The organism is Acidovorax sp. BL-A-41-H1 (assembly GCF_051942715.1).
The window spans coordinates 109986-135662 of sequence record NZ_JBPVJQ010000005.1 but is presented as its reverse complement, the minus strand read 5'-3'; the positions used below and the strand labels follow the sequence as shown (position 1 = coordinate 135662).

Below are 25677 nucleotides of genomic sequence, written 5' to 3'. Positions count from 1 at the left end.
ATTCGCCCATGCTGCTGCCCCATGCCGACAAGGCCTCGCTCAAGACCGTACTGGTCGTGGACGACACGCGTGAGAACCTCACGGTGATTGGCCAGCTCCTTCGCGCCCACTACCACGTGCGAGTAGCCAATTCAGGGCCGCGCGCGCTGGAAGTGGTGCTGACCGACCCGGTGCCCGACATCATCTTGCTCGATGTGATGATGCCGGGAATGGACGGCTATGCGGTGCTGGATGCCCTCAAGAAGTCTCCGCAGACGCGCGAGATTCCGGTAATTTTTGTCACAGCGCTGGACGCGGTGGCCGACGAGGAGCGGGGGCTGATGGCAGGCGCCGTCGACTACGTGGCCAAGCCCATTAAACCCGCTGTATTGCTGGCCCGCGTGCGCACCCACCTTGAACTCAAGGCTGCGCGCGACTGGCTGGCCGACCAGAACGCCTACCTCGACGCCGAAGTGCAGCGGCGCATGGCAGAAAACGAGCTGATCAAGGACTTCAGCCTGCACGCACTGGCCACACTGGCAGAAAAGCGCGACAACGAAACGGGCAACCATCTGCACCGCACCCAGGCCTACATCGAGGCGCTGATGGACTACCTCAAGGATCAGCCACGGTTCATGGAAGCGCTCGGCCAGCCTCACCAGCGCCAGCAGATCGCAAAGGCAGCCCCTTTGCACGACATTGGCAAGGTGGGCATCCCCGATGCCATCCTGCTCAAGCCCGGCAAGCTCACCCCCGAGGAGTTCGAGGTCATGAAAACGCATGCCCGGATCGGGGCAGACGCCATTCAAGAGGCCATGCAAAGCGTGCTGCAGATCGGTGGTGCACACGGCCGGAGCGCGCTCTCGGCACATGGCGAACTCGCACTGCACTTTCTGGAGACCGCGCGGCAGATCGCAGCCGGCCATCACGAGAAATGGGACGGCTCAGGCTACCCTGCAGGGCTGGCCGGCGATGCCATCCCCCTGCCCGCGCGCCTGATGGCCATTGCCGATGTGTTTGACGCGCTGATTTCCCGGCGGCACTACAAGCGCGCTTTCCAGACGGAAGACGCCGTCAGCATCATCCGCGAAGGCCGCGGCAAGCACTTTGACCCCGACATCACCGACGCCTTCCTGGCGCTCGTCCCGCAGTTCACCGCCATTGCCGAACGGTTCAGCGACCACGCAGACGTACCACCGCACAAGGACTGACCATGCACCTTGGCACACGGTTGCTGATGCTGATGGCTCGCGGCGCTGCGGTTTTGGCAGCGGTGCTGACATGCACCGTTGCTAGCGCCCAGCACCCAGTCTTCCGCGAAAAGCTGGTGGACCAGGCACTGCTGGCACAGATGCACGCCGGCGGTTTTGTGCTGTACATGCGGCACGCCACCAGCGACAGCAGCCGGGCCGACCGGGCCCCCACGGTGGACCTGGCCGACTGCAGCACGCAGCGCCTGCTGAGCGACGAAGGGCGCAAGCAGGCCACCGCCCTGGGCCAAAACCTGACTCGTGCCCGCATACCCGTGGGCGAAGTCATCCACAGCCCCTACTGCCGCACACGCGAAACGGCGCAACTCATGTTCGCGGGCCAGCCGCAACTGCTGCGGCAGGAGCCCCTCCTGGCCTACAGCGCCAATCTGCCGTCGGAAGAAAAAAAACCCCTGCTGACAGCGGTGCGCAACCTTTTGTCCGCGCCAGTGGCGCCCGGCACCAACCGCGTGATCGTTGCGCACGCACCCAACCTGGCAGACCTGATGGGCTACTTCGTAAAGCCGGAAGGTACCTTCGCCGTTTTCCGGCCCCTCGGGGCGTCGCAATTTGAATACCTGGGCAGCATCCCGCCGCCGCTGTGGGGCACCCTGCTCCCTTGAATCCTAGCCCGGCGAGCTCCACACTCCGCCCCTTGCCTGATAAATGTTCCACCTGCTCAAACGCCAACGATTCTTCCTGCGGTTCTTTCTCCCTGTGGTGCTCGCGTTGCTGCTGGGCGGGGGGTTCGACTACGCGGTGGAGCGCCACTACGAGACCGCGCACGACGCCGCTTTCAAGGAGCAGGAACAAGACATCCAGGTGGCGATGCAGGCCGAAGCACTCAGCCAGCAGCTTCTCACCATCAAGCTGCGTCTGTCCCAGGCACTGAGCGCCAGCAAAAGCAGGCAGATTGACGAAGCGGGTGCCTACGCGCTTCACAGCGCTATGGTCAACGATCTTGCGTCCCTGGAAGTTGGCATGAAGGCTCTGGCCGGTGCGCATGATTTCGAGCAGGTACAGGCTGCCTACCCGGGCGCCATGTTGGCGTTCAGCGACTTTCGCAAGTTTGCGCTGATGAGCAGCGACCAGATGACCATCGATCCGGCCATGGCGGGTGAACACCTGGCGCGTGCCACGGCGTTCTACGGCGCGTTTGCGCTCAGCATGGGGGAGATCGGCAGGAGCTTCATGGAGCGCGCCGGCCAGAACGCCACGAACACACGCTTGGAACTCGCTGCCTTCAGCGCCAGAATGCGCCTGTACCGCGGCCTGGCACTGGTGCTGTTCATGGGACTGTGGTTCGCGTTATCGCTCAGCATCTCCCGGCAGCTCGACCACCTGAGCAGCATCCTGCAAAAGCTCTCGCGCGGGGAAAACGGCCTGGGCAACTACCGCAACTTTTCGCGCATCAAGACCATGTCGGAAAAGCAGGGCACGCTGATCGGCGATATGGCAGCGGCAGTGCTGGCCTTCCAGCGCGCACAGGACGAGCGGCGCAACGCGCTGTCGGACCTTCACGACCGGGAGGAGCTCCACGCCAACATCATCAGCCAGGCGCCCGTGGGCATCGTGGTTATCGACACGCAGACGCTGCAGTTCATCAGCTTCAATGACGCAGCATTTGAATCGCTGGGCTACACCCGCGAGGAGTTCTCCAGCCTGAGCCTGTATGACCTGCAGGTCGCACTGACCCGGGACGAGGTGGACGCCAAGGTACGCAAGGTAACGGAGCTCGGAAGTTTCGACTTTGAAACCCAGCGGCGGCACAAGCAAGGCCAGATACTGGACTTCTGGGTATCCATGCGCCCCTTGCACTTGCAGGACCGCGACTGCATGACCGGCATCTGGATGGATGTGACCAACAGGAAGGAATCCGAACGGGAGCTCACCCGCTACCGCGACGAGCTCGAGACCCTGGTGCAGGAACGTACGCTCGACCTGGAAAAGACCGGCCATGCACTGGCCCAGCAGACCCTCGAGTTGCAGCATACCAACGAGCAGCTGCGCAGCGCCAAGGCCATGGCTGATGACGCCAACCAGGCCAAGAGCGCCTTCCTGGCCAACATGAGCCACGAGATTCGCACCCCCATGAACGCCATCATCGGGCTCACGCACCTGATACGGCGCGACGCTACCGACGACCGCCAGCGCCAGCAGCTGGACAAGGTCTCCGGCGCGGCAATGCACCTGCTGGCGGTGATCAACGACATTCTTGATTTCTCGAAGATCGAGGCAGGCAAGATGACGCTGGACCCCACCGATTTCGAGCTGGAGACGGTGGTGTCCAACGTATTCACCATCACCGGCGACAAGGCCGAGGCCAAGGGCCTCGAAGTGATGGCTGAACTGTCGACCGTGCCTCCCCGCCTGCATGGCGATGGCGTACGCCTGGGCCAGATCCTGACCAACTTCATGGGCAATGCGGTCAAGTTCACGGAGCGCGGCAGCGTGGCGTTGCGGGCATCAGTCACGCACCGCGATGGCGATATGGTGACGCTGCGCTTTGAGGTGCGCGACACCGGCATTGGCCTGACTGCAGAGCAGCAGGCCAAGTTGTTCACGGCATTCCAGCAGGGGGATGTATCGACCACGCGTACCCATGGCGGTACAGGCCTTGGGCTGGCCATATGCCGCCGGCTGGCCGACCTGATGGGCGGCCGGGTAGGCATGCGCAGTGAGCCCGGCAAGGGCAGCACGTTCTGGTTCGAGGCGCCGTTTGGCGCGGGGGTCAATGCAGCGCCAGTACATCGCCACGACCTGCCCCTGCCTCCGCGGACCCGCGTTCTGGTGGTGGACGACATGGAAGAGGCGCGCGAACTGCTGGCCGACATGCTCACCCACATGGGCGCACGCGCCGACGCCGTCGACTCCGGCGCCAGGGCATTGGCCGCGGTCACTCAGGCCGATGAGACGGGCGACCCATACGAGCTCATCCTGACCGACTGGCTCATGCCCGGCATGAATGGCACGCAGATGTGGCAAAAGATCTGCGCGCTGCAGCTGCAGCACCGCCCCCAGTGCATTCTGGTGAGCGGCAGCCTGAGCTGCCCGGCTGACGAAGTGCATGCGGGCCCGTTTGCGGCGTTCCTGCCCAAGCCGGTGCTGCCCAGGCTTCTGCAGGAAACCGTGGCGCGTGCCTGGAACGAATTGCGCGCACCGGGCAAGGTGCCGGACGCACCGCCGCCCGCACCGAAGTTTGTCCCTGGCATGCACCTGCTGCTGGCCGAGGACAACGCACTCAACCAGGAAGTGGCCTGCGAGCTGCTGCGCGGCATGGGCTTTACGGTAGATGTGGTCGACGACGGGCTGGCTGCGGTGGCACAGGCCCGTGCGCGGCACTATGACCTGATCCTGATGGACATCCAGATGCCACGGCTGGATGGCCTGCAGGCAGCCCGGCAGGTACGCGCCCTGCCCGGCCACGCACACACGCCCATCGTGGCCATGACGGCCAACGCTTTTGCCGAAGACCGCGCTGCCGCACTGGAGGCGGGCATGAACGACCACCTGGCCAAGCCGGTAGACCCGGACCAGCTGGCCCGCGTACTCGCACGCCTGCTACCCCGTGCGGCACATTCCGGGCTGCACAGCAGCATGCCCTCGCCCGCGCCGTCGCCTGAACTCCTTGCCGACCCCGGCGGCCTGCGCGCGCAGCTGGAGACAGTGGAAGGACTCGACGTGGAACAAGGCCTGCGTTCGGTGGGCGGCAACCTCGCGTCGCTGGCGAAGCTGCTGTACCGCATCAGCGTGCAGCACCGGCTCGATGCCCAGCAGGCCCTGGCCCTGCTGCAGGGCGGAAGCATTGCCGATGCACAGCGGGTACTGCACACCATCAAGGGCCTGGCCGGTACGGCCGGCCTGCATCCGCTGCAGACGCTGGCCCAGCAGGCAGAGGCGGCCGTGCATGCCTGGCAGACCCAGCCAGAAGCCGATACCTCGGGGCCCCTGCTGCGCGTGGATGCGGCGCTGGCCCAGCTGGCGCGGGCGCTGGCCTTTCTGTCGCCCGACAAGCCAGCGGCAGGGCCGGCGCTGGACGCGGCAGGCCTGCGGAGGTCGCTGGAGAACCTGCGCGCCCTGGTTGCCAGCGACGATATCGATGCAGCCACCGCCTATGCCGACATGCAGGCTGCGGTGGAGCAGCGCTTTGCGCAAGAGGCCCAGGCGCTAGAAAAAGCCATCGACGATTTCGACTTTGTGGGTGCCCTCGCGGTGGTTGATGGCCTGCTGGCCCAGCTGCCGCCAGCCGAAACCGACGAGCCGCCACTGCCTGCCTGAGCCCACCGCGCGCAGCCAGGCACTCGTTCGCCCGTGGGCTTCAGCCAAATCCTTCTTGCCCCAGGACAACAGCGCGCTAGCAATCAGCAGCCACCGCCGCCTGCAGCAGCGCTGCCGCAGGCCTGACCAGTGCCTGCAGGTCTGCCGCACGCCCCTGCTCGATGGCGTCCAGCACCATCTCGTTGATGCCGCCCACCACGGCCACGGCAATGGTCGGGTCCAGGGGGGACTGGCGGGGCCGCTCGCCCGTGCGGGTGTTCACCACGTCAACCATCAGATCTGCAAGTGCGCGCGTGGCGCGGCGACGTGCTGCGAGGCCCGGGGCACCCAGGCCCAGGATTTCGACGAACAGGGTGCGCAGCAGCACCGGGTTGCGCGCCAGCACGCCGAGGTACGCTGACAGCGCCTGCTCCACCTGCGTCTTCCAGTCACTGGCGGGGTCGATGGCTCGGCGCAGCACGGCCAGGGCGTTGCCGCTGGCGGCCTCGTACAGCGCGATCAGGCAGCCGGACTTGTCCGAAAAGTTCTCGTAGAAGGTGCGGCGCGACACGCTGGCCTCGCGCACGATGTCGGAGATGGTGGTGTCTGCGTAGCCCTTGGCCGCCACGGTGCGGGCCATGCCTTCCAGCAGGCGGGCACGGTGTTCGGTGGCGTTGGCAACGGGGGCGTCGACAGCAGTCATAAATCCTTGCGCAGGAAGTTGGCTCAGGGCGGGTACTTGACAGTACCACAAGCCCGCTCCATCATGCCGAGAACGCCGGTACCGCCACGTACCACCCTACCCTCTCGCACCCCTGACCGACGCCGCCATGACCGAACTTGTTGTCCGCCGCCTGCTGATCGACCTGGAAGCCCCGTTCGAGCGTCACTGGTGCGGGGGCGATGCGTTTCGCACCGCGTTCTTCAATGCGCTGTCGATGAGCTTCCCGGTCGGCGAGCAGTTTTTCATCGATGCGGTGAAGGGCGGGCACAAGGCCATGCCCGCCGAGCATGCAGCGCAGTTCGCCGACGAGGTGCGCGGCTTCATCGGGCAGGAGGCCACGCACCGCCGCATTCACAGCCTGTTCAACGGCCACCTGGAAAAGCAGGGCCTCGTCAACGACTGGGCGCCGCGTGCGCAAGAGCGCATGAAGCTGTTTGCCGGCTCGGACCCGCGTCACGCACTGGCCGTGACGGCTGCCAACGAGCACTTCACCGCCTTGCTGGCCGAATGGCTGCTGGCGCACCCTGAGACGTTGCAGGGCGCAGAGCCCCGCCTGGCAACGATGTGGCAATGGCACTGCGCCGAAGAGTCCGAGCACAAGAACACGGCGTTCGACATCTACCAGGCGCTGGGCGGTAACCACGACTGGCGCATCACCTGGTTCCGGCGCATCACGCTGGTGTTTGTGGGCGACGTGCTGCGCCAGACCGTGCTGAACCTGCGCCACGACGGCACGCTCTGGAAATGGGGCACCTGGGCAAGCGCCGCACGCACCTTGTTTGGCAAGGGCGGCCTGGTGCGCGAGAGCTGGGGCCCCTGGCGCCAGTACCTGCGCCGCGACTTCCACCCCAGCCAGCACGGCACTGACCGTTCGGAACGCTGGCTGGCCGAGCACAGCGACCGCTACGTGCCCGTGGGTGTGCGCTGAGGTCACTCGGTTCGCGCGGGGCCGCCACCATGGGCACTACGCCCGCTGGGGTGGGTTACGCGACCACCGACTGATTTGTCTCACTGCCGCAGTGCGGCCGCGCCGTAAACGTTAAACCGTGGCACGCTCCCCGCGCTGGCGCACCGGTCCGCTGCGCTGCTCCACCGCCGCCTGCACTTCCTTGCGCAAGCCCAGCGCAAAGGCCCATTCGGCCACCACAAAAAGCGGCCCCACGATCAGGCCAACAAGGTCATCCACAAACGCGGGCTTGCGGCCCTCGTAGTAGTGACCCACAAACTGGATCACCCAGCCCACCACAAAAAGGCCCACACCCGCGCCCAGCCAGAGGGCCGTACCCTGCGCCGCCAGCCACTGCCCGCCGGTCAGCATGGCAGCCAGGATGGCAGCCATGGCCAGGCCAAAGCGCGTGTCAAGGCGAAAGTAGAAAACACAGCTGGCCAGGGCCCCCGCCAGCGCCGGGCTCAGCGGCATATCGCCCGCCATCCACGTGGGGCGCGACAGCAGGATGACCACGGCAAACATGATCATCGGCACACCGACAAAATGGGTATGGATGTTGCGCGGATCGCGGTGGTAGTCGGCGTACTGCGAGAGGTGGTCGATCAGGGTTTTCATGGGTGTCTCCGGGGCCTGTTTTGAGCAGGATCAATGGTCACTTTGCCGGGGTGCCAGCGTCTGTCAGGCACACGACAAATCCCGGCGCGGCGGCTATGACAGCCGCATCTTTCGCACTGCTCTCACGCCGGTCCCGCGCCCCTGCCGCCCGCATTGCCTTCTATCCTCATTCCATGACCAGTCCCGCCCCATACCAGCCCATCCTTGCGTCCGGCCGCTGGTTTGCGCAATTGCCCACTGCGTTTGCCGAGGCCCTGGTCGCCATGGCCCAGGTGCGCCAGCTGCAAACAGGCGAGGTGCTGTTTTTGCGCGGCGATGCGCCCTGCGGCCTGTATGCCGTAGTGCGCGGCGCCATCAGCATCTCGGGCACCGGCGGCAAGGCCGACGAGGCGCGCGCCGCACTGCTCATCCGGCTGGAGCCGCCGCACTGGTTTGGCGAGATCTCGGTGTTTGACAACTCGGCACGTACCCACGATGCCCATGCCACCGAAGCCAGCACGCTCGTCCACATCCCGCATGAAAAACTGCAGGCCTGGCTGCAGCAGCACCCCGAGCACTGGCATGCGCTGGCCCTGCTGCTCACCGACAAGCTGCGCGCGGCATTTGTGGCCATGGAAGACCTGGCCCTGCTGCCCGCACCGCAGCGCCTGGCGCGCCGTTTGGTGATGATGGCCGAGGGCTATGGGCAGTGGACGGCGCAGGGCCGCTCGCGCCGGGTCATCGGCATTTCGCAGGAGCAGCTTTCGCTGATGCTGGCCATCTCGCGCCAGACCACCAACCAGATCCTCAAAGACCTGGAGTCGCGCCACCTGGTGCGCGTGCAGCGCGGCGAGGTCGAAATACTGGACCTGACTGCACTGCGGGCCGCCTGCCAGTAAATGCTACTATTTTTATAGCTGTCAGGGCAATTATTACCTGGACTTAAGGCCAATCCGGCTCAAATAATAAGCACACGTTCCATTTCCGGGCAAAATGACGGGCATGCAACTGAACTACATCGCCAACGCCTCGGTGCCGTCTTCTTCAGGCCGCACGATCCCCGTGATCGATCCGTCCGACGGCCAGCCCTTCGACGAGATCCAGCGCAGCAACGCGGATGACATCGATGCGGCGGTGCATGCGGCGCGGCAGTGCTTCAACGCGGTGTGGCAAAAGCTGGCGCCTGTGGAGCGCGGCCGGCTGCTGCAGAAGCTCTCGGCAAAAATTCTGGAACATGCCGACGAGCTGACCGCGCTGGAGCAGCGCGACTGCGGCAAGCCCACCAAACAGGCGCGGGCCGATGCGATAGCGCTGGCACGCTACTTCGAGTTCTACGCCGGTGCCTGCGACAAGTTCCACGGCGAGACCATCCCCTACCCCGACGGCTACAGCGTGCTCACCTGGCGTGAGCCGCATGGCGTCACGGGCCACGTGATTCCGTGGAACTACCCCATGCAGATCTTCGGCCGCAGCGTGGGCGGCGCGCTGGCGGCGGGTAACGTGTGCGTGGTCAAGCCGGCCGAAGACGCCTGCCTGTCGCTCATCCGCGTGGCGCAGCTGGCGGCCGAGGTGGGGTTCCCGGCCGGGGCACTCAACATCGTCACCGGCTACGGCCACGAGGTGGGCGACGCGCTGGCGCGCCACCCGGGCATCGACCACATCAGCTTCACCGGCAGCCCCAAGATCGGCACGCTGATCCAGCAGGTCGCCGCCGAGCGCCATTGCCCCGTGACGCTGGAGCTGGGCGGCAAAAGCCCGCAGATCATCTTTGCCGACGCCGACCTGGATGCCGCCATCCCGGTGGTCATCAACGCCATCGTGCAGAACGCCGGGCAAACCTGCTCGGCAGGCTCGCGCGTGCTGATCGACTCGCTCATCTACGAGCCGCTGCTGGAGCGCCTGGGCCGAGCCTTTGAAAAGCTGCGCGTAGGCCCCGCAGCCATGGACCTGGACGTGGGTCCACTCATCCGCCAGACCCAGCAGCAGCGCGTGTGGGACTTTTTGTCTGACGCGCAAGTGGCAGGCATTCCCATGGTGGCCCAGGGCGTGGTGGTGGATGAAGCCCCCGACACCGGCTACTACCAGGCGCCCACGCTGCTGCGTGATGTGCCGGTGCAGCACCGGCTGGCGCAGGAAGAAGTCTTTGGCCCGGTGCTTTGCGCCATGGCCTTCCATGACGAAGACCACGCGGTAGAGCTGGCCAATGCCACGCAGTTCGGCCTGGTGGCTGGCATCTGGACCCGCGACGGCGCCCGCCAGTTCCGCATGGCCAAGCGCGTGCACAGCGGCCAGGTGTTCATCAACAACTACGGCGCTGCAGGCGGTGTGGAGCTGCCGTTTGGCGGCGTCAAATCGAGCGGCTACGGGCGCGAAAAGGGCTTTGAAGCGCTTTACGGCTTCACCACGCTCAAGACGGTGGCGATCAAGTACGGCTGACAGCGCAGGCAGCCACCGTTGCAGCCGCTGTCGCGCCTTTGCACGACGCGGCTCTCTTGCGGCGCTAACCTTTGAGCCTTCTGCACCACGTCTTTCCCATCCCATGCCCCTGAGCCCCCCCGCCCCCCGCACCCTGAAGCACGTTCGCCGGGTCCAGTACCAGGGTTTTGAACGCGAAGACGGCCTGTGGGACATCGAAGGCGAGCTGCACGACAGCAAGGCCTACGACGGCCCCTCCTACCGCAATGCCTCTGGCATGCGGCTGGCCGGCGAGCCCATCCACCACATGTGGCTGCGCGTCACGGTCAACCTGCAGCTTGTGGTGCAGGCCATCGAAGTGCAGATGGACGCACACCCCCTCAAGGGTTGCCGCGAGGCCCAGAGCGCGCTGCAGCGCATGGTGGGCTGCAGCATGGCGCGCGGCTGGCGCCAGTCCATCCAGAAGCACCTCGGCGGCGTGGCCAGCTGCACCCATGTGCGCGAACTGCTGTTCAACCTGGCCACCGCCGCGTTCCAGTCGGTGCCCGCCGTGTTTGCATCGGCCAACCCCGACGAGCCGCCGCGCCACCTGGGCCAGTGCACCGGCTGGGACTTCAACGGCCCCGGCGTGAAAGAGTATTTCCCGCAGTTTTATGGCCGGGTGCCTGCTGCAGCTGCAGTGCAGCCGCCCGCGCCGGCCGCCGCCAGCAGCCCCGAACAGGCTTCCCCAGGCGAAATTCAAGCCAAACTGGCCTCTGGTGCTTGATTCATATGCCTGTGTAGCTATCATTTTTGATTATTCACCCCTCACACCCACCGGAGACCCGCATGCGCGTGCAAAACAAATCCATCATCGTCACCGGCGCTGGCAACGGCATTGGCGAGGGCATCGCCAAGCGGCTGGCAGCCGAGGGCGGCAAGGTGCTGGTCAATGACATCAACGAAGCCGGCGGCCAGCGCGTGGTGGCCGAGATCACGGCCGCGGGCGGCACGGCAGCGTTCTTCAAGGCCGACGTGACGAAATCGGCCGAAGTGAAAGCCATGGTGGATGAAGCCTTGCGCCTGTACGGCCGGCTGGACGTGGTGGTCAACAACGCTGGCTGGACGCACCGCAACCGCCCCATGCTGGAAGTGAGCGAGGACGAGTTCGACAAGGTCTACGCCATCAACATGAAGAGCATCTACCTGTCGGCCATCCACGCCGTGCCGGCGATGCGCCAGGCCGGTGGCGGCAGTTTCATCAACATCGCCTCCACTGCCGGGCTGCGCCCCCGCCCGGGCCTCACCTGGTACAACGGCTCCAAGGGCGCGGTCATCATCACCAGCAAGTCGATGGCGGCCGAGCTGGGCCCCGACAACATCCGCGTGAACTGCATCAACCCCGTGTTCAACCCCGACACCGGCCTGGCCGCCGAGTTTGCAGGCGGCCCGGTAGACGAGGCGCGCCGCGCCAAGTTTCTGGCCACCATCCCGCTGGGGCGCTTCTCCACCGCGCTGGATGTGGCCAATGCTGCCCTGTACCTGGCCAGCGACGAGGCCGCCTTCATCAGCGGCGTGTGCATCGAGGTGGATGGCGCGCGCTGCGTGTAGCCGCACGCCGCTGCGATGGCCAGGGTTTCCGGGTGCCTGTCTGCAGGTGAGGAGCGGAGCTCCAAGGTGTAGGTGCCCACCGGGCTTGGCGTTGGCGAAGGGGCATTGCACCCCGCCCCTGCCGGTCAGCGCCAAAGCTGACACACTGCGGCGCTCAGGAGAACTCCATGCTCATCCAACTGACCTACGCGAGCCGCACCTCACGCGTTCTCGGCCCCGCCGACATCAAGGACATCCTGTCGGCCTCGCAGCGCAACAATGCTGCGGCGGGTGTGACCGGTGCACTGTGCCTGAACAACGGCATCTTCCTGCAGCAACTCGAAGGCGACCGCGCGGCAGTGAACACCCTGTACCACCGCCTGCTCAAGGACCCCCGCCACCGCGACACCGCCGTGCTCGACTTTTGCGAGATCCCGTACCGGCGCTTCACGGGCTGGTCAATGGGGCTGCTGGGCTCGCTCGACGCCAACCGCCAGCTGTTTTTGAAGTATTCCAGCAGCGCCGCCTTCGACCCCTACAGCATGAGCACGGCAACGTTGCGCAGCTTCTTTGACGAAATCCTGGAGAACGTTCGCTGGCTGGAGTGAGAAAATGGCGGGCATGCACCCCACCGCGCCCATCGCCGAGCCGATTACCGAGCCGACCACCGAGCCCCACCATGGCTGAACGTGTCATCCCCCTGGTTGATGAGCGGCTGGCCTCGCTGGCAGCCCAGGTACCGGCACAGGCCATTGCGCCTACAGGGCTCCTTACCGACACGCGTGGCCGCCCGCTGCGCGACCTGCGCATCAGCGTGACAGACCGCTGCAACTTCCGCTGCAACTACTGCATGCCCAAGGAAGTCTTCGACAAGGACTACCCCTACCTTCCGCACAGCGCGCTGCTGAGCTTCGAGGAAATCACGCGTCTGGCCCGCCTGTTCCTGGCGCACGGCGTGCGCAAGATCCGCCTGACCGGCGGCGAGCCGCTGCTGCGCAAGGGTCTGGAAGAACTGGTGGCCCTGCTGGCGCAACTGCGCACGGTGGATGGCACCGCGCCCGACCTCACCCTCACCACCAACGGATCGCTGCTGGCCCGCAAGGCAAAAGCCCTGAAGGACGCGGGCCTGAACCGCGTGACCGTGAGCCTCGACGGCCTGGATGATGCGGTGTTCCGCCGCATGAACGATGTGGACTTTCCGGTGGCGGATGTGCTGGCGGGCATCGACGCCGCGCACGCCGCGGGCCTGTCGCACATCAAGGTCAACATGGTGGTCAAGCGCGGCACCAACGACCATGAAATTTTGCCCATGGCGCGGCACTTTCGAGGCTCGGGCACCACGCTGCGCTTCATCGAGTACATGGACGTGGGCGCCACCAATGGCTGGCGCATGGACGAGGTGCTGCCGTCTGCCGAGCTGATCGAGCGCCTGCGCGCCGAGCTGCCCCTGGTCCAGCTGGACCCCAGCAGCCCGGGCGAGACCGCCGAGCGCTGGGGCTATGCCGACGCAACCGGCCGCCACGACCCCGCCCTGGGCGAGGTGGGCGTGATCAGCAGCGTGACCCAGGCCTTCTGCCACGACTGCAACCGCGCGCGCCTTTCCACTGAGGGCAAGCTGTACCTGTGCCTGTTTGCCACCCAGGGCCATGACCTGCGCAGCCTGCTGCGGGGCGGTGCCAGCGATGCGGACATCGCGTCGGCCATTGCGCCTATCTGGCAGCAGCGCACGGACCGCTACTCTGAGCTGCGCAGCAGCCTGCCCGCCGACACCAGCCCGGGCGGCGCGCGGCGGGTGGAGATGAGTTATATCGGTGGATGAGGATGTGGCAACCCCCTGAGCGACTGCGTCGCTTCACCCTTCTCTCGCATCGCTGCGCGATACGGGAAGGGGGACGCAGCCCTCGCTGCGGGGCGGCCCTTGCTCGGCTGCCCGCACCTGGGCTGCGCAATAACAATCGCTGCGGGGCTTCACCACGAATCAAGCCCGATCACTCACTGAGCGTCAATCCCGTTTCACTGTATTCGCCCGCATCGCGTCTCCCTATCCGGCCACGGCCACCTCGATTGAACACATGATTGAAACCCAGGACATCACAGGCCTCGTACTCGCAGGCGGCCGCGGCTCCCGCATGGGGGGCGTGGACAAAGGCCTGCAAAACTTTCGCGGACTGCCGCTGGCCTTGCACACGCTGATGCGGCTGCAAATGCAGACGGGCAACGTGATGGTCAATGCCAACCGCAATCTGGCGGCCTATGAGGCGTTTGGCACGCCGGTGTGGCCCGATGTGCTGAGTGACTACGCGGGCCCGCTGGCAGGCTTTCTGACCGGGCTGGAGCGCTGCGAAACACCGTGGCTGCTGACGGTGCCGTGCGATACGCCGCTGTTCCCACTCGACCTGGCGCAGCGCCTGGCCGCCGCGGCCGACGCGCAGGGTGCCGACATCGCCATGGCCGCGGCGCCAGAGGACGACGGCACGGGCCATACCACCGTGCGCCCGCAGCCGGTGTTCTGCCTGCTGCGTGTGGACCTGCTCGAAAGCCTGGTCGCCTTCACGCAGGCCGGTGGCCGCAAGATCGACGCGTGGACGGGCCAGCACCACTGCGCCATCGTGCCGTTCGACCAGCCGGGCGACGACCCCAAGGCGTTTTTCAACGCCAACACACTGGCGGAACTGCAGGCACTGGAAGGCCAGTGAAGCGTGGCAGTGGAGCCCCGTTGGCTCCCTGCCAGCAACGCCAACAGACAACCCCGCACCGGCCTGCGCTGCACACAGACAGAGCACTGATCACACCCTGCGCCGCACCCCATGCCGATTCGCATCCGCACCCTTGTCGCTTCCGATGCCGCCGCCTACAAGGCGCTGCGCGATGAATCGCTGCGCACCGCGCCCGAGGCGTTCACGTCCGACTGGGCCTCGTCGGTGGGGCGCGAGGCCAGCGAATACGCGGGCCGCTTTGGCGAGCCGTCCACAGGCAAGTTCTTTCTAGGTGCGTTTGACGGTACCGACCAGCTGCTCGGCTGCATCGGCTGCGAGCGCGAGGCACGGCTGCAGCAGCGCCATTGCGCGCACGTTGTCAGCATGATGGTGGCACCCGCGGCGCAGCGACAGGGCATCGGCCAGCAGCTGGTAGCCGCGTGCATCGATACAGCCCGCCAGGTGCCAGGCCTCACGCAACTGCTGCTCACCGTCACCGCATCCAACACCCATGTGGTGCGCCTGTACGAGCAGGCCGGCTTTCGCGCCTGGGGCCTGCTGCCGCGCGCCATCGTGGTGGACGGCGTGGGGTACGACAAGCTGCACATGCTGCGTTTGTTAACCTAGCCCGCTGAGCTGGGTGGGCACAATCACTGGCCCGCCTGCCAAGGCCGCCATACCTACGACCCGAAGACCGCCATCGCCATGAAGACCATCGCCCAGATCGCCGCCGAACTCCAGGGCTACGACCCGCAGGCCCTGCGGGCCGCCGACGTCAACACCTTTCTGGACCGCCTGGTGGAGCCAGTGCGCGAAACCGAAGAACTGGGCATCTTCGAGGCCCTGGGCAGGGTGGTGGCGCGCGACGTGGTGTCGCCCATCAGCGTGCCCCCCCACGACAACTCTGCCATGGACGGCTATGCACTGGCGGGCGCCCAGCTGGTGCCCGGCCAGCCGCTCACGCTGCGCGTGGTGGGCACCGCGCTGGCGGGCAAGGCCTGGACCGGGCAGGTCGGCCCCGGCGACTGCGTGAAGATCATGACCGGCGCCATCATGCCCGCAGGGCTGGACACTGTGGTGCCGCAGGAGTTCACCACCCCAGACGCAGGCGGCACCGCGGTCACGCTGGCGGCCGATGTGGTGCGCACGGGCGACAACCGGCGCTTCAAGGGCGAAGACCTGATGGAAGGCGGCGTGGCGCTGGCGCGCGGCGAGCAGCTCACGCCGGCTGCGCTGGGCCTGCTCGCCAGCCTGGGCCTGGCCACGGTCACGGTCTACCGCCGCCTGCGGGTGGCCTACTTTTCGACTGGGGACGAAATCCTGAGCCTGGGCGAGCCCCCGCGCGAAGGCGCCGTGTACGACAGCAACCGCTACGCCGTGTTCGGCCTGCTCACGCGCATGGGCGTGGAGGTGATCGACATGGGGGTGGTGCGCGACGAGCCCGCGCTGCTGGAAGCCGCCTTTCGCAGTGCTGCAGACCGGGCCGATGCCATCATCACCAGCGGCGGCGTGAGCGTGGGCGAAGCCGACCACACCCGCACCATGATGAAAAAACTGGGCGACGTAGCCTTCTGGCGCATCGCCATGCGCCCCGGGCGCCCCATGGCGGTGGGCCGGATAGGCGGAGTAGCAGATTTTGAAGAAGAATCGGCCGCTAGCGCAGGTGATACAAGCACTTTTAGCTATAACAAAGATAGCAAAAAACCATCCGCGGGGGCAGTGCTGTTCGGCCTGCCCGGGAACCCGGTCGCGGTGATGGTGACCTTTCTGGCCTTTGTGCGCCCCGCCCTGCTGCGCATGATGGGCAGCACCCGCACCGCACCGCCCCTGCTGCGCGCCATCAGCACCGAAGCCATGCGCAAGAAGCCCGGTCGCACCGAGTACCAGCGCGGCACAGTCACCACCGCGGCGGATGGCACCCTGCAGGTGCGCACCACCGGCAACCAGGGCTCGGGCGTGCTCAGCTCCATGGTGCAGGCCAATGGCCTCATCGTGCTGCACCATGAGCAAGGCAACGTGGCGGTGGGCGATGCGGTGGACGTGATGGTGTTTGACGGTGTGATTTGACCCCCCCTGAGTCACTTCGCGCCTTCCCCTCATGGGGGACGACGCCTTCGCTGCGGGGCGGCCCTTGCTCGGCGTTACTGACGGATCTGCGCTCGTTGCGACCGGTTGCAGACACGTATGCCAACCCGCCACACAATGAAGCTCCCCTTGCAGTCCCCCTCACCACCATGCCTTACGCCGCCAGCCACCTTGCCCAACCTCCATCACGCGACGACGTAGACCGGATGCCCGGTGCCACCGTGGTCGAATTCGGCACGCCGTGGTGCGGCCACTGCCAGCGGGCGCAAAGGCTGATCGAGCAGGTACTAGGCGGCCAGTCAGGCGTGGCGCACGTCAAAGTGGAAGACGGCCCGGGCCAGCGCCTGGGCCGCAGCTTTGGCGTGAAGCTGTGGCCTACGCTGGTGTTCTTGAAGGACGGCAAGGAAACCGCACGCCTGGTGCGGCCGCAGACCACCGGCGAGATCAGTGACGCACTGGCTGCACTGACTTCTGCGGGCCACTGACCGCCTGTTACCCAACGGCTCGTCAGTCATCCACGGCGTAAAGCTCGGGATTACTTGGCCACGTAGTCGTGCCCCTGCGGATGCGCCGGGTGCACCGGCTCCTCCACCGCGGTGGCTGTGTTGGCACCGGGCACAGCCTTGCGTGCAAACAGCGTGTACATGGTGGGCACTACAAAGATGGTGAGCAGCGTGCCCAGCGACATGCCCCCCACAATCACCCAGCCGATCTGCGTGCGCGTTTCTGCACCGGCACCGGTGGCCAGCGCCAGCGGAATCGCGCCCAGCACCATGGCGCCGGTCGTCATCAAAATGGGGCGCAGGCGCTGTGCCGATGCTTTGACCAGCGCATCGACCATCTCCATGCCCTGTTCGCGCAACTGGTTGGTGAACTCCACGATCAGGATGCCGTGCTTGGTGATCAGCCCCACCAGCGTGATGAGACCAATCTGCGAATACACGTTGATGGAGCCGCCGCTCCACTTGAGCGCCAGCAGCGCGCCGATCATCGACAGCGGCACGGACACCATGATCACCAGCGGGTCGATGAAGCTCTCGAACTGCGCCGCCAGCACCAAAAAGATGAACACCAGCGCCAGCACAAACACGATGCCCAGGGCGCCCTGCGAGCTCTTGAACTCGCGCGATGTGCCATTCAGGTCAGTGGTGTAGCCGGGCTTGAGCACCTTGGCGGCGGTGGCGTCCATGAAGTTGAGTGCTTCGCCCAGCGAGTAGTCGGGCGACAGGTTGGCGGTGATGGTGGCCGAGCGGCGCTGGCCGAAGTGGTTGAGCTCGCGTGGGCTCACGCTCTCGCGCACATTGACAAGGCTGGAGAGCGGGATCATGGCCTCGTTACGGCCACGCACGTAGATGGTGTCGATGTTCTCGGGGGTGGTCCGGCCGCGCGCCTCGGTCTGCACGATCACGTCGTACTGCTCGGCATCGCGCTTGTAGCGCGTCACGGTGCGTCCGCCCAGCATGGTTTCGATGGCCTTGGCCACCACTTCCACGCTCACACCGAGGTCGGCAGCACGTTCGCGGTTGACCTCGATGCGCAACTCAGGCTTGTTCAGGCGCAGATCCACGTCGGGGCCGATGATGCCAGGGTTCTGCGCCATCTCGGCCATGAAGGCCTGCGTCACCTTGCTCAGGTTCTCGTAGTTGTCCGAGGTCTGGATCACGTAGGTGAGCGGACGCGACCGAAAGCCCTGTCCCAGCGACGGTGGCGTGATCAGGAACGCGCTGACACCGGGCAACCCGGCCACCTTGGGCTGCAGTTCGCGGGCCAGGTCGAGCGTGGTGCGCGTGCGGTCCTCCCAGTCCACGGTACGGTAGATGACGCTGCCCTGCGCCACCGTGGGGTTGCCAATGTTGGCGAACACGCGGTCGAACTCGGGGTAGGCCTGGCCGATTTTTTCCAGTTCCAGCGCATAGCGGTTGGTGTAGTCGAGCGTCGCGCCGTCGGGCGCGGTCACGCTGGCCAGGATGGTGCCCCGGTCTTCAATGGGCGAGAGCTCCTGGCGCATGCCGGGGTACACCACCACCAGGGCCGCGCCGCTGGCGACCATCACGGCCACCACCAGCCAGCGCGCCTGAAACACCGCCCCGCGCAAGCCGCCGCCCTTGCCCTCTTTGCCCTCCTTACCCGCCCCCCAGCGCGCGGTCACCACCCAGCGCAGCAGCCTGCCGTAGCCGTTGGAAAGCGCGGTCAGCCACCGCTCCATCGAGCGGTCAAACCAGTTGGGCTTGGGGTTGTGCTTGAGCAGCAGCGAACACATCATGGGCGAGAGCGTGAGCGCCACAAAGCCCGACACCACGACCGCGCCCGCCAGTGCCAGCGCAAACTCCACAAACAGCCGCCCGGTGCGGCCCGGCGTGAAGGCCAGTGGCGCATACACCGCCACCAGTGTGAGCGTCATGGCCACGATGGCAAAGCCGATCTCGCGCGCGCCCTTGATGGCGGCCGAGAACGGGTCCAGCCCTTCCTCGATGTGGCGATAGATGTTCTCCAGCATCACGATGGCATCGTCCACCACAAGGCCGATGGCCAGGACCAGCGCCAGCAGCGTGAGGGTGTTGATCGAGAACCCGGCTAGCGACATCAGCGCAAAGCTGCCCACCAGGCTCACCGGGATGGTGATGATGGGGATGATGGATGCGCGGAAGGTGCGCAGGAAGACGAAGATCACCAGCGCCACCAGGACCACGGCTTCTGCAATCGTGGTGTACACGCTCTTGATGGATCGGTCGATGAACAGAGAGTTGTCGTTGGCGATGTCGATGCCGATGTCGGCGGGCAGGTCGGCCTTGAGCGTGGGCAGCATGGCGCGCACGCCCTTGGACAGCTCCAGCGGGTTGGCGGTGGCCTGGCGGATCACGCCCACCGAGATGGCTTCGCGCCCGTTCAGGCGCACGCGACTGCGGTCGCTGGCAGCGCCCTCTTCCACCCGTGCCACATCGCGGATCCGCACCGGGAAACCGTTCACAGTGCGGATCACCACGTTGGCAAACTGGCTGGCTGTGGACAGGTCGGTCTGCGAGGTCACGCTGAATTCGCGCTGCTGCGACTCGATGCGGCCCGCGGGCAACTCGAGGTTGTTGCGGCGGATGGCGTCTTCCACGTCTTGCGTGGTCAGGCGGTAGCCGGCCAGTCGCTCAGGGTCCAGCCACACGCGCATGGCGTACTTGCGCTCACCATAGATCGGTACATCGGCCACCCCGGTCACGGTCTGTAGGCGCGGCTTGACGATGCGGTTGACCAGGTCGTTGATCTCCAGCGGGCTGCGGGTTTCGCTGCTGAAGGCCAACCACATCACGGGCGAGGCATCGGCCTCGACCTTGGCGATCACGGGTTCATCGACGGCGTTGGGCAGGCGGTTGCGCACGCGAGCGGTGCGGTCGCGCACCTCGGCGGCGGCGTTGTCAGCGTCTTTCTCCAGCCGGAAGCGCACGCTGATCTGGCTTTGCTCGGCGCGGCTGATGGAGGTGATCACATCCACCGCATCGATGCCTGCAATCGAGTCTTCGAGCGGCTTGGTCACCTGCGACTCGATCACCTCGGCCGATGCACCGGCGTAGCGCACGGTGACGGTGACCACAGGCTCGTCGATCTTGGGATATTCGCGCACCGACAGCTGGGTGAAGCTGACTGCGCCGATCAGCAATACCAGCAGCGACAGCACGGTGGCAAACACCGGCCGGCGGATGGAGATTTCAGCGAGTTGCATGGCTGGGATTACGTCGTGGTGCGGTCAGGTTCAGGGAAGCCAGGGCCTGGCGCTGCCGGTAACGGCCTGGGCTTGCAGCATGGTCGTGGTGGCTTCAGCGCTGGGCCACGGGGCCCGACTGGCAGGGGCTTGCACCGGGCAGTGCCGCCACCAGCGTGGCCCCCTTGCTTGCGTTGCGTGCGCCAGACGGGGTGGAATTGCCGGCAGCATCGGCACGCGCGGGGCCCGGGGCCGCCACGTCTGCAGGCGCGACGGGTACGCCGCGTTCGGCAGAGGCCCTGTCAGCAGGCGTCGGCGCGCCAGAGGCTGCAGCAGAAGCCGCCGCAGCCGGGCCCTTGCCCGCGCCGCGCTGGGCTGCGCCTGCTGCACCAGCGTTTGCTGCCAGGTCCACCACCCGCACCTGGGTGCCGTCGCGCTGCAGGCGCTGCTGCCCGGCCGAGACCACCGTATCGCCCACGGCCAGCCCGCTCACCACCTCGACCAGGCCGGGCACGCGTGCGCCCAGGGTGACAGGTGTGCGGCGGGCGACGCGGGTGCCGGGCTCCTTGCCCTCGACAATCTTGAACACGTAGGGGCTCACGCCGTCAGGCACCACGGCCTCTTCCGGGATCACCAGTGCGGCCGCGCGCTCTGCAAATACGGCCGTCACCCGCGCAAACATGCCGGGGCGCAGCTGGAGCCGCCGGTTGTCGATGCAACCGCGTACCGCAATCGAGCGACCATCAGCGTCGATCTGCGGGTTGATGGCCTGCACCAGTGCCGGGTAGATGACGCCCGGCAAGGCGTCAAACGACACCTGCGCCGTCTGACCCCGGCGCACCTTGGCCTGCAGGCGCTCCGGCAGGCGGAAATCCACGTACAGGGTGTCCAGGTCTTCCACGTTGACGATGTCGGCTCCATCCTTGAGGTAATCGCCCACGTTCGCACCGCGGATGCCAGCCACGCCATCGAAGGGCGCCACGATCTTCAGGCGCGCGGCGGTGGCTTGTGCCAGGGCCAGCTTGGCCTGTGCGACCTCCAGGTTGGCAGCGCTTTCATCGACCGAGCGTTGGCTGATGAAGCCTTGTGCCACGAGTTCCTGATTGCGCTTGTGGTTGGCCTGCGCAATCGACATTTCGGCCTTGCTTTGCTGGATCTGCGCGCGCTGCAGCTGGTCGTCAAACTGCACCAGCAGCTGGCCCTTGCGCACCCGCTCGCCATCGCGGAAGTTCAGCTGGGTGATGCGCCCGCTGACTTCCGGGCGCAGCACCACGCTCTGGCGCGACTTCAGGCTGCCCACGGCCTCGGCATCATCCCGCAGAGCCATCTGGCGGACCTGCACGGTCTCCACCGCCACCGGCCGCGCGGGCCCGCCGGGCTGGCCGCCACGGCTGGCGCCCGCCGCGCCACCACTGGGGCTGCCCCCCGAAGGGCTGTTGGCGCCTGCGGCTACCGCGGGTTCGGCGCGTAGCGCCTGGCCCGGCCGCTGCAACCACCAGGCTGCGCCCGATGCAGCAGCGATGCCGAGGATCGCGAGAATGATGTATCTGTGCTTTGACGCCATGTATGAACCAGCCGGATGATGAAACGCAGCCAGCCAATGTATCAGCGCGTGTCGTGCCGCGCTGACGGTGCAGCCTTGACCCCAAGCCGCCAGAGCAGGCTTTACATGGGCTTTACGCTGGCTTTACACCACGCCGCTGCAAGCTGGTCTGTTGCTCGCGGCTGTACAGAGCACTCAGCCGCGCCCCAGCGCCTTCTCCACGCCACGGTTGGCCAGCCCGTCGGCGCGTTCGTTACCCGGGTCACCCGAGTGACCGCGCACCCAGCGCCAGTCGATGCGGTGGCCGCCGGTGCTGACCAGCGCGTCCAGCCGCTGCCACAGTTCGACGTTTTTCACTGGCTGCTTGGACGCCGTGCGCCAGCCGCGCGCCTTCCAGCCGTGGATCCACTCGGTGATGCCCTTGCGCACGTACTCGCTGTCCAGGTACAGCGTGACCGCACACGGCCGCTTGAGGGCCGACAGCGCTTCGATCACCGCCATCAGCTCCATGCGGTTGTTGGTGGTGCCCAGCTCGCCTCCGAACAGTTCTTTTTCAGTGTTGCCCGCGCGCAGCACCACGCCCCAGCCACCAGGGCCGGGGTTGCCCTTGCAGGCGCCATCTGTGTATATCTCGACCTGATTCAAACCGTGTTCCTGTGATCGTTTTTGCCCCGTGCGCGCGGCGCCATTGCGCTGCCCCGGTGGCTGTTGTGTGGCTGTGCCGGAGCGGGCGCCGCGCCAATGCCGGCCCGGTTGGCGATCGGCACCGTAGCCGTGGCCCGCTGCCGGGCGGTGCGCCAGGCGGGCTCCATGAGGCGCATGCCGTGCACGCGTTTGACCGCGACCAGAAAGTACGCCGAACCAAAGATGGGCCACCACTTTTCGCCCAGGGTGTCCATCCAGCCGAAACGCTCCAGCCAGCCCGCCGTACGCACCGCTGGACGATAACAGCCAAACTGGGCCGATTCGACCTCGAAGCTCAGAAGCCGCAACCAGTCGCGCAGCCGCCGGTAGCCGATGAACTCGCCTCCTTCGGGCAAGTAAAGCGAACCTTTGCCCAGATGCCGCACGAGTCGCGCACGCCGCTGACGCAGGCCCCACAGGCTGGCCGGGTTCAGCCCGCTGATCACGACGCGCCCTTCGGGCACCAGCACGCGCTCCGCTTCGCGCAGGGTGGCGTGAGGGTCAACGCTCAGCTCCAGCGTGTGCGGCAGCACCAGCAGATCCAGGCTGGCCTCGGGAAACGGGAGGGCCACCGATTCGGCCAGCAGGTCCACCGGGCGGCCGCCAGTTGCGGGGCCCGTTTCTGTAAAGGATGCGGTGTGGTTTGAGAGGGGCTCGGCAGGCATCGCATCACGGCTCCACACGTCCGCCACGCCTTCCTGGCCCTGTGCCAGCCACTGGTGCGGCATGCGGTTGGCGCGCAGCCCGTCCACCATGGGCAGGCCCAGCTGTAGGCTGTGGTAGCCGAAGATGTCAGCCACGGCTTCGTCAAAGCGCGCCTGCTCCCAGGCCAGCAGGTACTGGCCAGGCGGGGACTCGAACCAGTGGTGCAAACCTATAATTTGATCGCTCATGAACCTGCTGCCACTACCCGCGTTGACCGACAACTACATCTGGATGCTGCACGACGGGCGCCAGGCCATCGTCGTTGATCCGGGGGAAGCCCCACCCGTCATGCGGGTGTTGCAGCAGCTGGGGCTGCAATTGCAGGCCATTCTAGTCACGCACCACCACGGCGATCATGTGGGCGGCGTCGATGCACTGCGCAACGCCACGGGCGCCACCGTGCATGGGCCCGCACGCGAGCGCATTCCGCAACCAGCGATGCCTCTCGCGCACGGCGACGCGGTCACCGCGCTCGGGCTCCGCTTCGACGTGATGGATGTTCCGGGGCATACCTCAGGCCACATCGCATTCTTTTGCGCCGACATGGATGGAGCACCGTTGCTGTTCTGCGGCGACACGCTGTTTTCGGGGGGCTGCGGGCGGTTGTTTGAAGGCACGCCCGCGCAGATGCTGCAATCCCTGGACAGCCTGTCGGCGCTGCCGGGCAACACCCGCGTGTGCTGCACACACGAGTACACACTCTCCAACCTTCGATTTGCGCGGGCAGTGGAACCTGCCAACGCTGCATTGATCGACTACCAGGGCCATTGCGAAACGCTGCGCGCCAGCCACCAGCCCACCCTGCCGTCGAGCATTGCGCTCGAACGCGAGATCAACCCCTTCCTGCGCGTTCGCGTACCCGCCGTGGCGCAGGCCGCACGCGAGCACGAGCCTCAGATGCCTCATGAAGAAGACGCTGTGGCGGTACTGGCCGCACTGCGCGAATGGAAAAACAACTTCCGATGAAACTCCTGCACATCGCACTCCTGTCTGCTGTGGTCTGGCTTACGGGTTGCGCCACCACGGGCACCCCAAGCGCCACACCTGCAGAGAAACCGGGCACGTCGACCACTGAATCCGCCGCGCGTACATCTCCGCATGTGGCCCTGTACCCCAGCGGGCCGCTACGGCCGATACCGCTGGCAACGGCCAGCAGTGCCGAGGTCGCCTCGCTTGCAGCGCCGGCCGACCTGTGGGACCGCATTCGCCGCGGTTTTGCCATGCCCGACCTGCAGCATGAGCTGGTGCAGGACCGCGAGCAGTGGTATGCCGCGCGGCCCGACTACATCCAGCGCATGACCGAGCGCTCGAGCAAATACCTGTTCCACATTGTTGAAGAGCTCGAACGCCGCGGCATGCCGACCGAGTTGGCCCTGCTGCCCTACATCGAGAGCGCCTTCAACCCGCAGGCCGTATCGAGCGCCAAGGCAGCGGGCATGTGGCAGTTCATGCCGGCCACGGGTAACTATTTCGATCTGAAGCAGAACGCGTTTCGCGACGACCGGCGCGATGTGCTGGCATCCACCCGCGCTGCGCTCGACTACCTCCAAAAGCTGTACGGCATGTTCGGCGACTGGCACCTGGCGCTCGCGGCCTACAACTGGGGTGAAGGCAGCGTGGGCCGCGCCATTGCCCGCAACCAGAAGCAAGGCCTGGGCACCAGCTACACCGAGCTGAACATGCCGGCCGAAACCCGCATGTACGTGCCCAAACTGCAGGCCGTAAAGAACATCGTGGCCAACCCGGCAGCCTTCCGCGCCGAGCTCCCGCTGATCGAGAACCACCCCTATTTCCAGACAGTGGACATCACCAACGACATCGACGTGGCGCTGGTGGCCAGCCTCGCGGGCATTCGCGAGGAAGACTTCAGGGCATTGAACCCGTCCTTCAACAAGCCGGTGATCATGGCGGCGGGCACGCCCCAAATTCTGCTGCCCTGGGACAACGCCAAGGTCTTCGAACGCAACCTGCAAGCGCGGCGCGAAGGCCAGTACGCCAGCTGGACGGTATGGACCGCCCCATCGACCATGACGGTAGCTGATGCAGCCCAGCGCACGGGCATGAGCGAGCAGGATCTGCGCACGCTCAACAACATCCCCCCACGCATGCTGATCCGCGCGGGCTCGGCCCTCATGGTGCCGCGCACGGCCGCCACGCGGCAGGATGTTTCATCCCATCTGGCCGACAACGGCCAGGTGTTCTTCACGCCCGAAATCGTGACCCGGCGCACCACTGTGCGCGCAGGCAAGGGCGAGACCGTGGCGAGCATTGCCCGGCGCTACAAGCTGGCGCCCGCGATGGTGGCCGACTGGAATGATGTGCGCGCCAACGCAGCCTTCAAGGCCGGTGAAAAAGTGGTGGTGTATCTGCCCGTCAAGGCCGCCGCGTCGGCCGCCGCGAGGAGCGTGAGCGGCTCGGGCAACGAACGCGCCAAGTCCACGCAACGCGGCGCAGCGCCCAAGAAGGCCACGGGCACGGCACGCGGCGGAACGCCGTCCAAGCAGAAGCGGCGCTGAACGCGGCGGGCGCGCGCCGGCAT

General features: G+C 66.3%; 22 protein-coding genes. 16 read left to right on the top strand and 6 right to left on the bottom strand.

Translation table 11 applies throughout. The annotated features are described in order from the left end of the window. The first annotated feature begins 8 nt into the window (after positions 1-8). Genes ACTPOI_RS11735 through ACTPOI_RS11725 form a run of 3 tightly spaced genes read left to right on the top strand, consistent with a single transcriptional unit; the run spans position 9 to position 5507 of the window. Positions 9-1190, top strand: a complete 1182-nt coding sequence (locus ACTPOI_RS11735; protein WP_440108979.1) for a response regulator — start codon at positions 9-11, stop codon at positions 1188-1190. A 2-nt stretch (positions 1191-1192) separates the two neighbouring features. After that, a complete protein-coding gene (locus ACTPOI_RS11730; protein ID WP_440108977.1) occupies positions 1193-1852 on the top strand; it encodes a histidine phosphatase family protein in 660 nt (219 codons plus the stop codon). A gap of 43 nt (positions 1853-1895) precedes the next feature. Next, on the top strand, positions 1896-5507 hold the full coding sequence (locus tag ACTPOI_RS11725) for a response regulator (RefSeq protein ID WP_440108975.1): 3612 nt from the start codon (positions 1896-1898) through the stop codon (positions 5505-5507). Positions 5508-5583: 76 nt separating this feature from the next. Here the strand turns inward: ACTPOI_RS11725 and ACTPOI_RS11720 are convergent, their stop codons facing one another. Next, positions 5584-6189 carry a TetR/AcrR family transcriptional regulator gene (locus ACTPOI_RS11720; RefSeq protein WP_440108973.1) on the bottom strand — a complete coding sequence of 202 codons (606 nt, stop codon included), beginning with the start codon at positions 6187-6189 and terminating at the stop codon, positions 5584-5586. 127 nt (positions 6190-6316) lie between these two features. Here ACTPOI_RS11720 and ACTPOI_RS11715 point away from each other — a divergent pair, with 127 nt between their 5' ends. Then, positions 6317-7138, top strand: a complete 822-nt coding sequence (locus tag ACTPOI_RS11715) for a metal-dependent hydrolase (protein ID WP_440108971.1) — start codon at positions 6317-6319, stop codon at positions 7136-7138. Positions 7139-7249: 111 nt separating this feature from the next. On the opposite strand, the gene ACTPOI_RS11710 is transcribed toward ACTPOI_RS11715, so the two are convergent. Beyond that, positions 7250-7774: an Mpo1 family 2-hydroxy fatty acid dioxygenase gene (locus ACTPOI_RS11710; RefSeq protein ID WP_440108969.1), complete on the bottom strand. Its 525-nt coding sequence runs from the start codon at positions 7772-7774 to the stop codon at positions 7250-7252. A gap of 173 nt (positions 7775-7947) precedes the next feature. On the opposite strand from ACTPOI_RS11710, the gene ACTPOI_RS11705 reads away from it, so the two are divergent. The 10 genes from ACTPOI_RS11705 to ACTPOI_RS11660 all read left to right on the top strand — a co-directional run bounded on the left by ACTPOI_RS11705 (position 7948) and on the right by ACTPOI_RS11660 (position 17003). Beyond that, complete coding sequence (locus ACTPOI_RS11705) at positions 7948-8652, top strand: Crp/Fnr family transcriptional regulator (protein WP_440108968.1); 705 nt, start codon at positions 7948-7950, stop codon at positions 8650-8652. 103 nt (positions 8653-8755) lie between these two features. Then, positions 8756-10189: an aldehyde dehydrogenase family protein gene (locus ACTPOI_RS11700; protein WP_440108966.1), complete on the top strand. Its 1434-nt coding sequence runs from the start codon at positions 8756-8758 to the stop codon at positions 10187-10189. A gap of 103 nt (positions 10190-10292) precedes the next feature. Beyond that, positions 10293-10934, top strand: a complete 642-nt coding sequence (locus ACTPOI_RS11695; RefSeq protein WP_440108964.1) for a DUF2889 domain-containing protein — start codon at positions 10293-10295, stop codon at positions 10932-10934. A 62-nt stretch (positions 10935-10996) separates the two neighbouring features. Further along, a complete protein-coding gene (locus tag ACTPOI_RS11690) occupies positions 10997-11758 on the top strand; it encodes an SDR family oxidoreductase (RefSeq protein WP_440108963.1) in 762 nt (253 codons plus the stop codon). Positions 11759-11925: 167 nt separating this feature from the next. Next, complete coding sequence (locus ACTPOI_RS11685; protein ID WP_440108961.1) at positions 11926-12345, top strand: BLUF domain-containing protein; 420 nt, start codon at positions 11926-11928, stop codon at positions 12343-12345. Positions 12346-12416: 71 nt separating this feature from the next. Next, a complete protein-coding gene (moaA, locus tag ACTPOI_RS11680) occupies positions 12417-13556 on the top strand; it encodes a GTP 3',8-cyclase MoaA (protein ID WP_440108959.1) in 1140 nt (379 codons plus the stop codon). 253 nt (positions 13557-13809) lie between these two features. Beyond that, positions 13810-14433 (top strand): molybdenum cofactor guanylyltransferase MobA, encoded by a 624-nt coding sequence (gene mobA, locus ACTPOI_RS11675; protein WP_069105419.1) that lies wholly within the window; start codon positions 13810-13812, stop codon positions 14431-14433. A gap of 111 nt (positions 14434-14544) precedes the next feature. Next, the gene (locus ACTPOI_RS11670; RefSeq protein WP_440108956.1) at positions 14545-15060 is read left to right on the top strand and encodes an N-acetyltransferase family protein; all 516 of its coding nucleotides are present in this window, start codon (positions 14545-14547) and stop codon (positions 15058-15060) included. 78 nt (positions 15061-15138) lie between these two features. Next, positions 15139-16500 (top strand): molybdopterin molybdotransferase MoeA, encoded by a 1362-nt coding sequence (gene moeA / locus ACTPOI_RS11665; RefSeq protein WP_440108954.1) that lies wholly within the window; start codon positions 15139-15141, stop codon positions 16498-16500. 167 nt (positions 16501-16667) lie between these two features. Continuing rightward, complete coding sequence (locus ACTPOI_RS11660; protein ID WP_440108952.1) at positions 16668-17003, top strand: thioredoxin family protein; 336 nt, start codon at positions 16668-16670, stop codon at positions 17001-17003. Between the two features lie 50 nt (positions 17004-17053). Here the strand turns inward: ACTPOI_RS11660 and ACTPOI_RS11655 are convergent, their stop codons facing one another. The 4 genes from ACTPOI_RS11655 to ACTPOI_RS11640 all read right to left on the bottom strand — a co-directional run bounded on the left by ACTPOI_RS11655 (position 17054) and on the right by ACTPOI_RS11640 (position 23326). Next, a complete protein-coding gene (locus ACTPOI_RS11655; protein WP_440108950.1) occupies positions 17054-20227 on the bottom strand; it encodes an efflux RND transporter permease subunit in 3174 nt (1057 codons plus the stop codon). Between the two features lie 94 nt (positions 20228-20321). Beyond that, on the bottom strand, positions 20322-21770 hold the full coding sequence (locus ACTPOI_RS11650; RefSeq protein WP_440108948.1) for an efflux RND transporter periplasmic adaptor subunit: 1449 nt from the start codon (positions 21768-21770) through the stop codon (positions 20322-20324). Positions 21771-21944: 174 nt separating this feature from the next. After that, positions 21945-22394: a ribonuclease HI gene (gene rnhA, locus ACTPOI_RS11645; protein ID WP_069105410.1), complete on the bottom strand. Its 450-nt coding sequence runs from the start codon at positions 22392-22394 to the stop codon at positions 21945-21947. Beyond that, the gene (locus ACTPOI_RS11640) at positions 22391-23326 is read right to left on the bottom strand and encodes a class I SAM-dependent methyltransferase (RefSeq protein ID WP_440108946.1); all 936 of its coding nucleotides are present in this window, start codon (positions 23324-23326) and stop codon (positions 22391-22393) included. Before ACTPOI_RS11640 ends, rnhA begins: the two co-directional genes overlap by 4 nt. Between ACTPOI_RS11640 and gloB the strand changes: the two genes are divergently transcribed. Continuing rightward, the gene (gloB, locus tag ACTPOI_RS11635; RefSeq protein WP_440108944.1) at positions 23325-24104 is read left to right on the top strand and encodes a hydroxyacylglutathione hydrolase; all 780 of its coding nucleotides are present in this window, start codon (positions 23325-23327) and stop codon (positions 24102-24104) included. The genes ACTPOI_RS11640 and gloB overlap by 2 nt on opposite strands. After that, positions 24101-25654, top strand: coding sequence for a transglycosylase SLT domain-containing protein (locus ACTPOI_RS11630; RefSeq protein ID WP_440108942.1), 1554 nt, complete (start codon positions 24101-24103; stop codon positions 25652-25654). Before gloB ends, ACTPOI_RS11630 begins: the two co-directional genes overlap by 4 nt. Positions 25655-25677 lie beyond the last annotated feature (23 nt).

Coding starts and splice junctions, on each gene's coding strand:
- ACTPOI_RS11735 (WP_440108979.1), top strand. CDS start 9: ATGCTGCTGCCCCATGCCGACAAGGCCTCGCTCAAGACCGTACTGGTC.
- ACTPOI_RS11730 (WP_440108977.1), top strand. CDS start 1,193: ATGCACCTTGGCACACGGTTGCTGATGCTGATGGCTCGCGGCGCTGCG.
- ACTPOI_RS11725 (WP_440108975.1), top strand. CDS start 1,896: ATGTTCCACCTGCTCAAACGCCAACGATTCTTCCTGCGGTTCTTTCTC.
- ACTPOI_RS11720 (WP_440108973.1), bottom strand. CDS start 6,189: ATGACTGCTGTCGACGCCCCCGTTGCCAACGCCACCGAACACCGTGCC.
- ACTPOI_RS11715 (WP_440108971.1), top strand. CDS start 6,317: ATGACCGAACTTGTTGTCCGCCGCCTGCTGATCGACCTGGAAGCCCCG.
- ACTPOI_RS11710 (WP_440108969.1), bottom strand. CDS start 7,774: ATGAAAACCCTGATCGACCACCTCTCGCAGTACGCCGACTACCACCGC.
- ACTPOI_RS11705 (WP_440108968.1), top strand. CDS start 7,948: ATGACCAGTCCCGCCCCATACCAGCCCATCCTTGCGTCCGGCCGCTGG.
- ACTPOI_RS11700 (WP_440108966.1), top strand. CDS start 8,756: ATGCAACTGAACTACATCGCCAACGCCTCGGTGCCGTCTTCTTCAGGC.
- ACTPOI_RS11695 (WP_440108964.1), top strand. CDS start 10,293: ATGCCCCTGAGCCCCCCCGCCCCCCGCACCCTGAAGCACGTTCGCCGG.
- ACTPOI_RS11690 (WP_440108963.1), top strand. CDS start 10,997: ATGCGCGTGCAAAACAAATCCATCATCGTCACCGGCGCTGGCAACGGC.
- ACTPOI_RS11685 (WP_440108961.1), top strand. CDS start 11,926: ATGCTCATCCAACTGACCTACGCGAGCCGCACCTCACGCGTTCTCGGC.
- moaA (WP_440108959.1), top strand. CDS start 12,417: ATGGCTGAACGTGTCATCCCCCTGGTTGATGAGCGGCTGGCCTCGCTG.
- mobA (WP_069105419.1), top strand. CDS start 13,810: ATGATTGAAACCCAGGACATCACAGGCCTCGTACTCGCAGGCGGCCGC.
- ACTPOI_RS11670 (WP_440108956.1), top strand. CDS start 14,545: ATGCCGATTCGCATCCGCACCCTTGTCGCTTCCGATGCCGCCGCCTAC.
- moeA (WP_440108954.1), top strand. CDS start 15,139: ATGAAGACCATCGCCCAGATCGCCGCCGAACTCCAGGGCTACGACCCG.
- ACTPOI_RS11660 (WP_440108952.1), top strand. CDS start 16,668: ATGCCTTACGCCGCCAGCCACCTTGCCCAACCTCCATCACGCGACGAC.
- ACTPOI_RS11655 (WP_440108950.1), bottom strand. CDS start 20,227: ATGCAACTCGCTGAAATCTCCATCCGCCGGCCGGTGTTTGCCACCGTG.
- ACTPOI_RS11650 (WP_440108948.1), bottom strand. CDS start 21,770: ATGGCGTCAAAGCACAGATACATCATTCTCGCGATCCTCGGCATCGCT.
- gloB (WP_440108944.1), top strand. CDS start 23,325: ATGAACCTGCTGCCACTACCCGCGTTGACCGACAACTACATCTGGATG.
- ACTPOI_RS11640 (WP_440108946.1), bottom strand. CDS start 23,326: ATGAGCGATCAAATTATAGGTTTGCACCACTGGTTCGAGTCCCCGCCT.
- ACTPOI_RS11630 (WP_440108942.1), top strand. CDS start 24,101: ATGAAACTCCTGCACATCGCACTCCTGTCTGCTGTGGTCTGGCTTACG.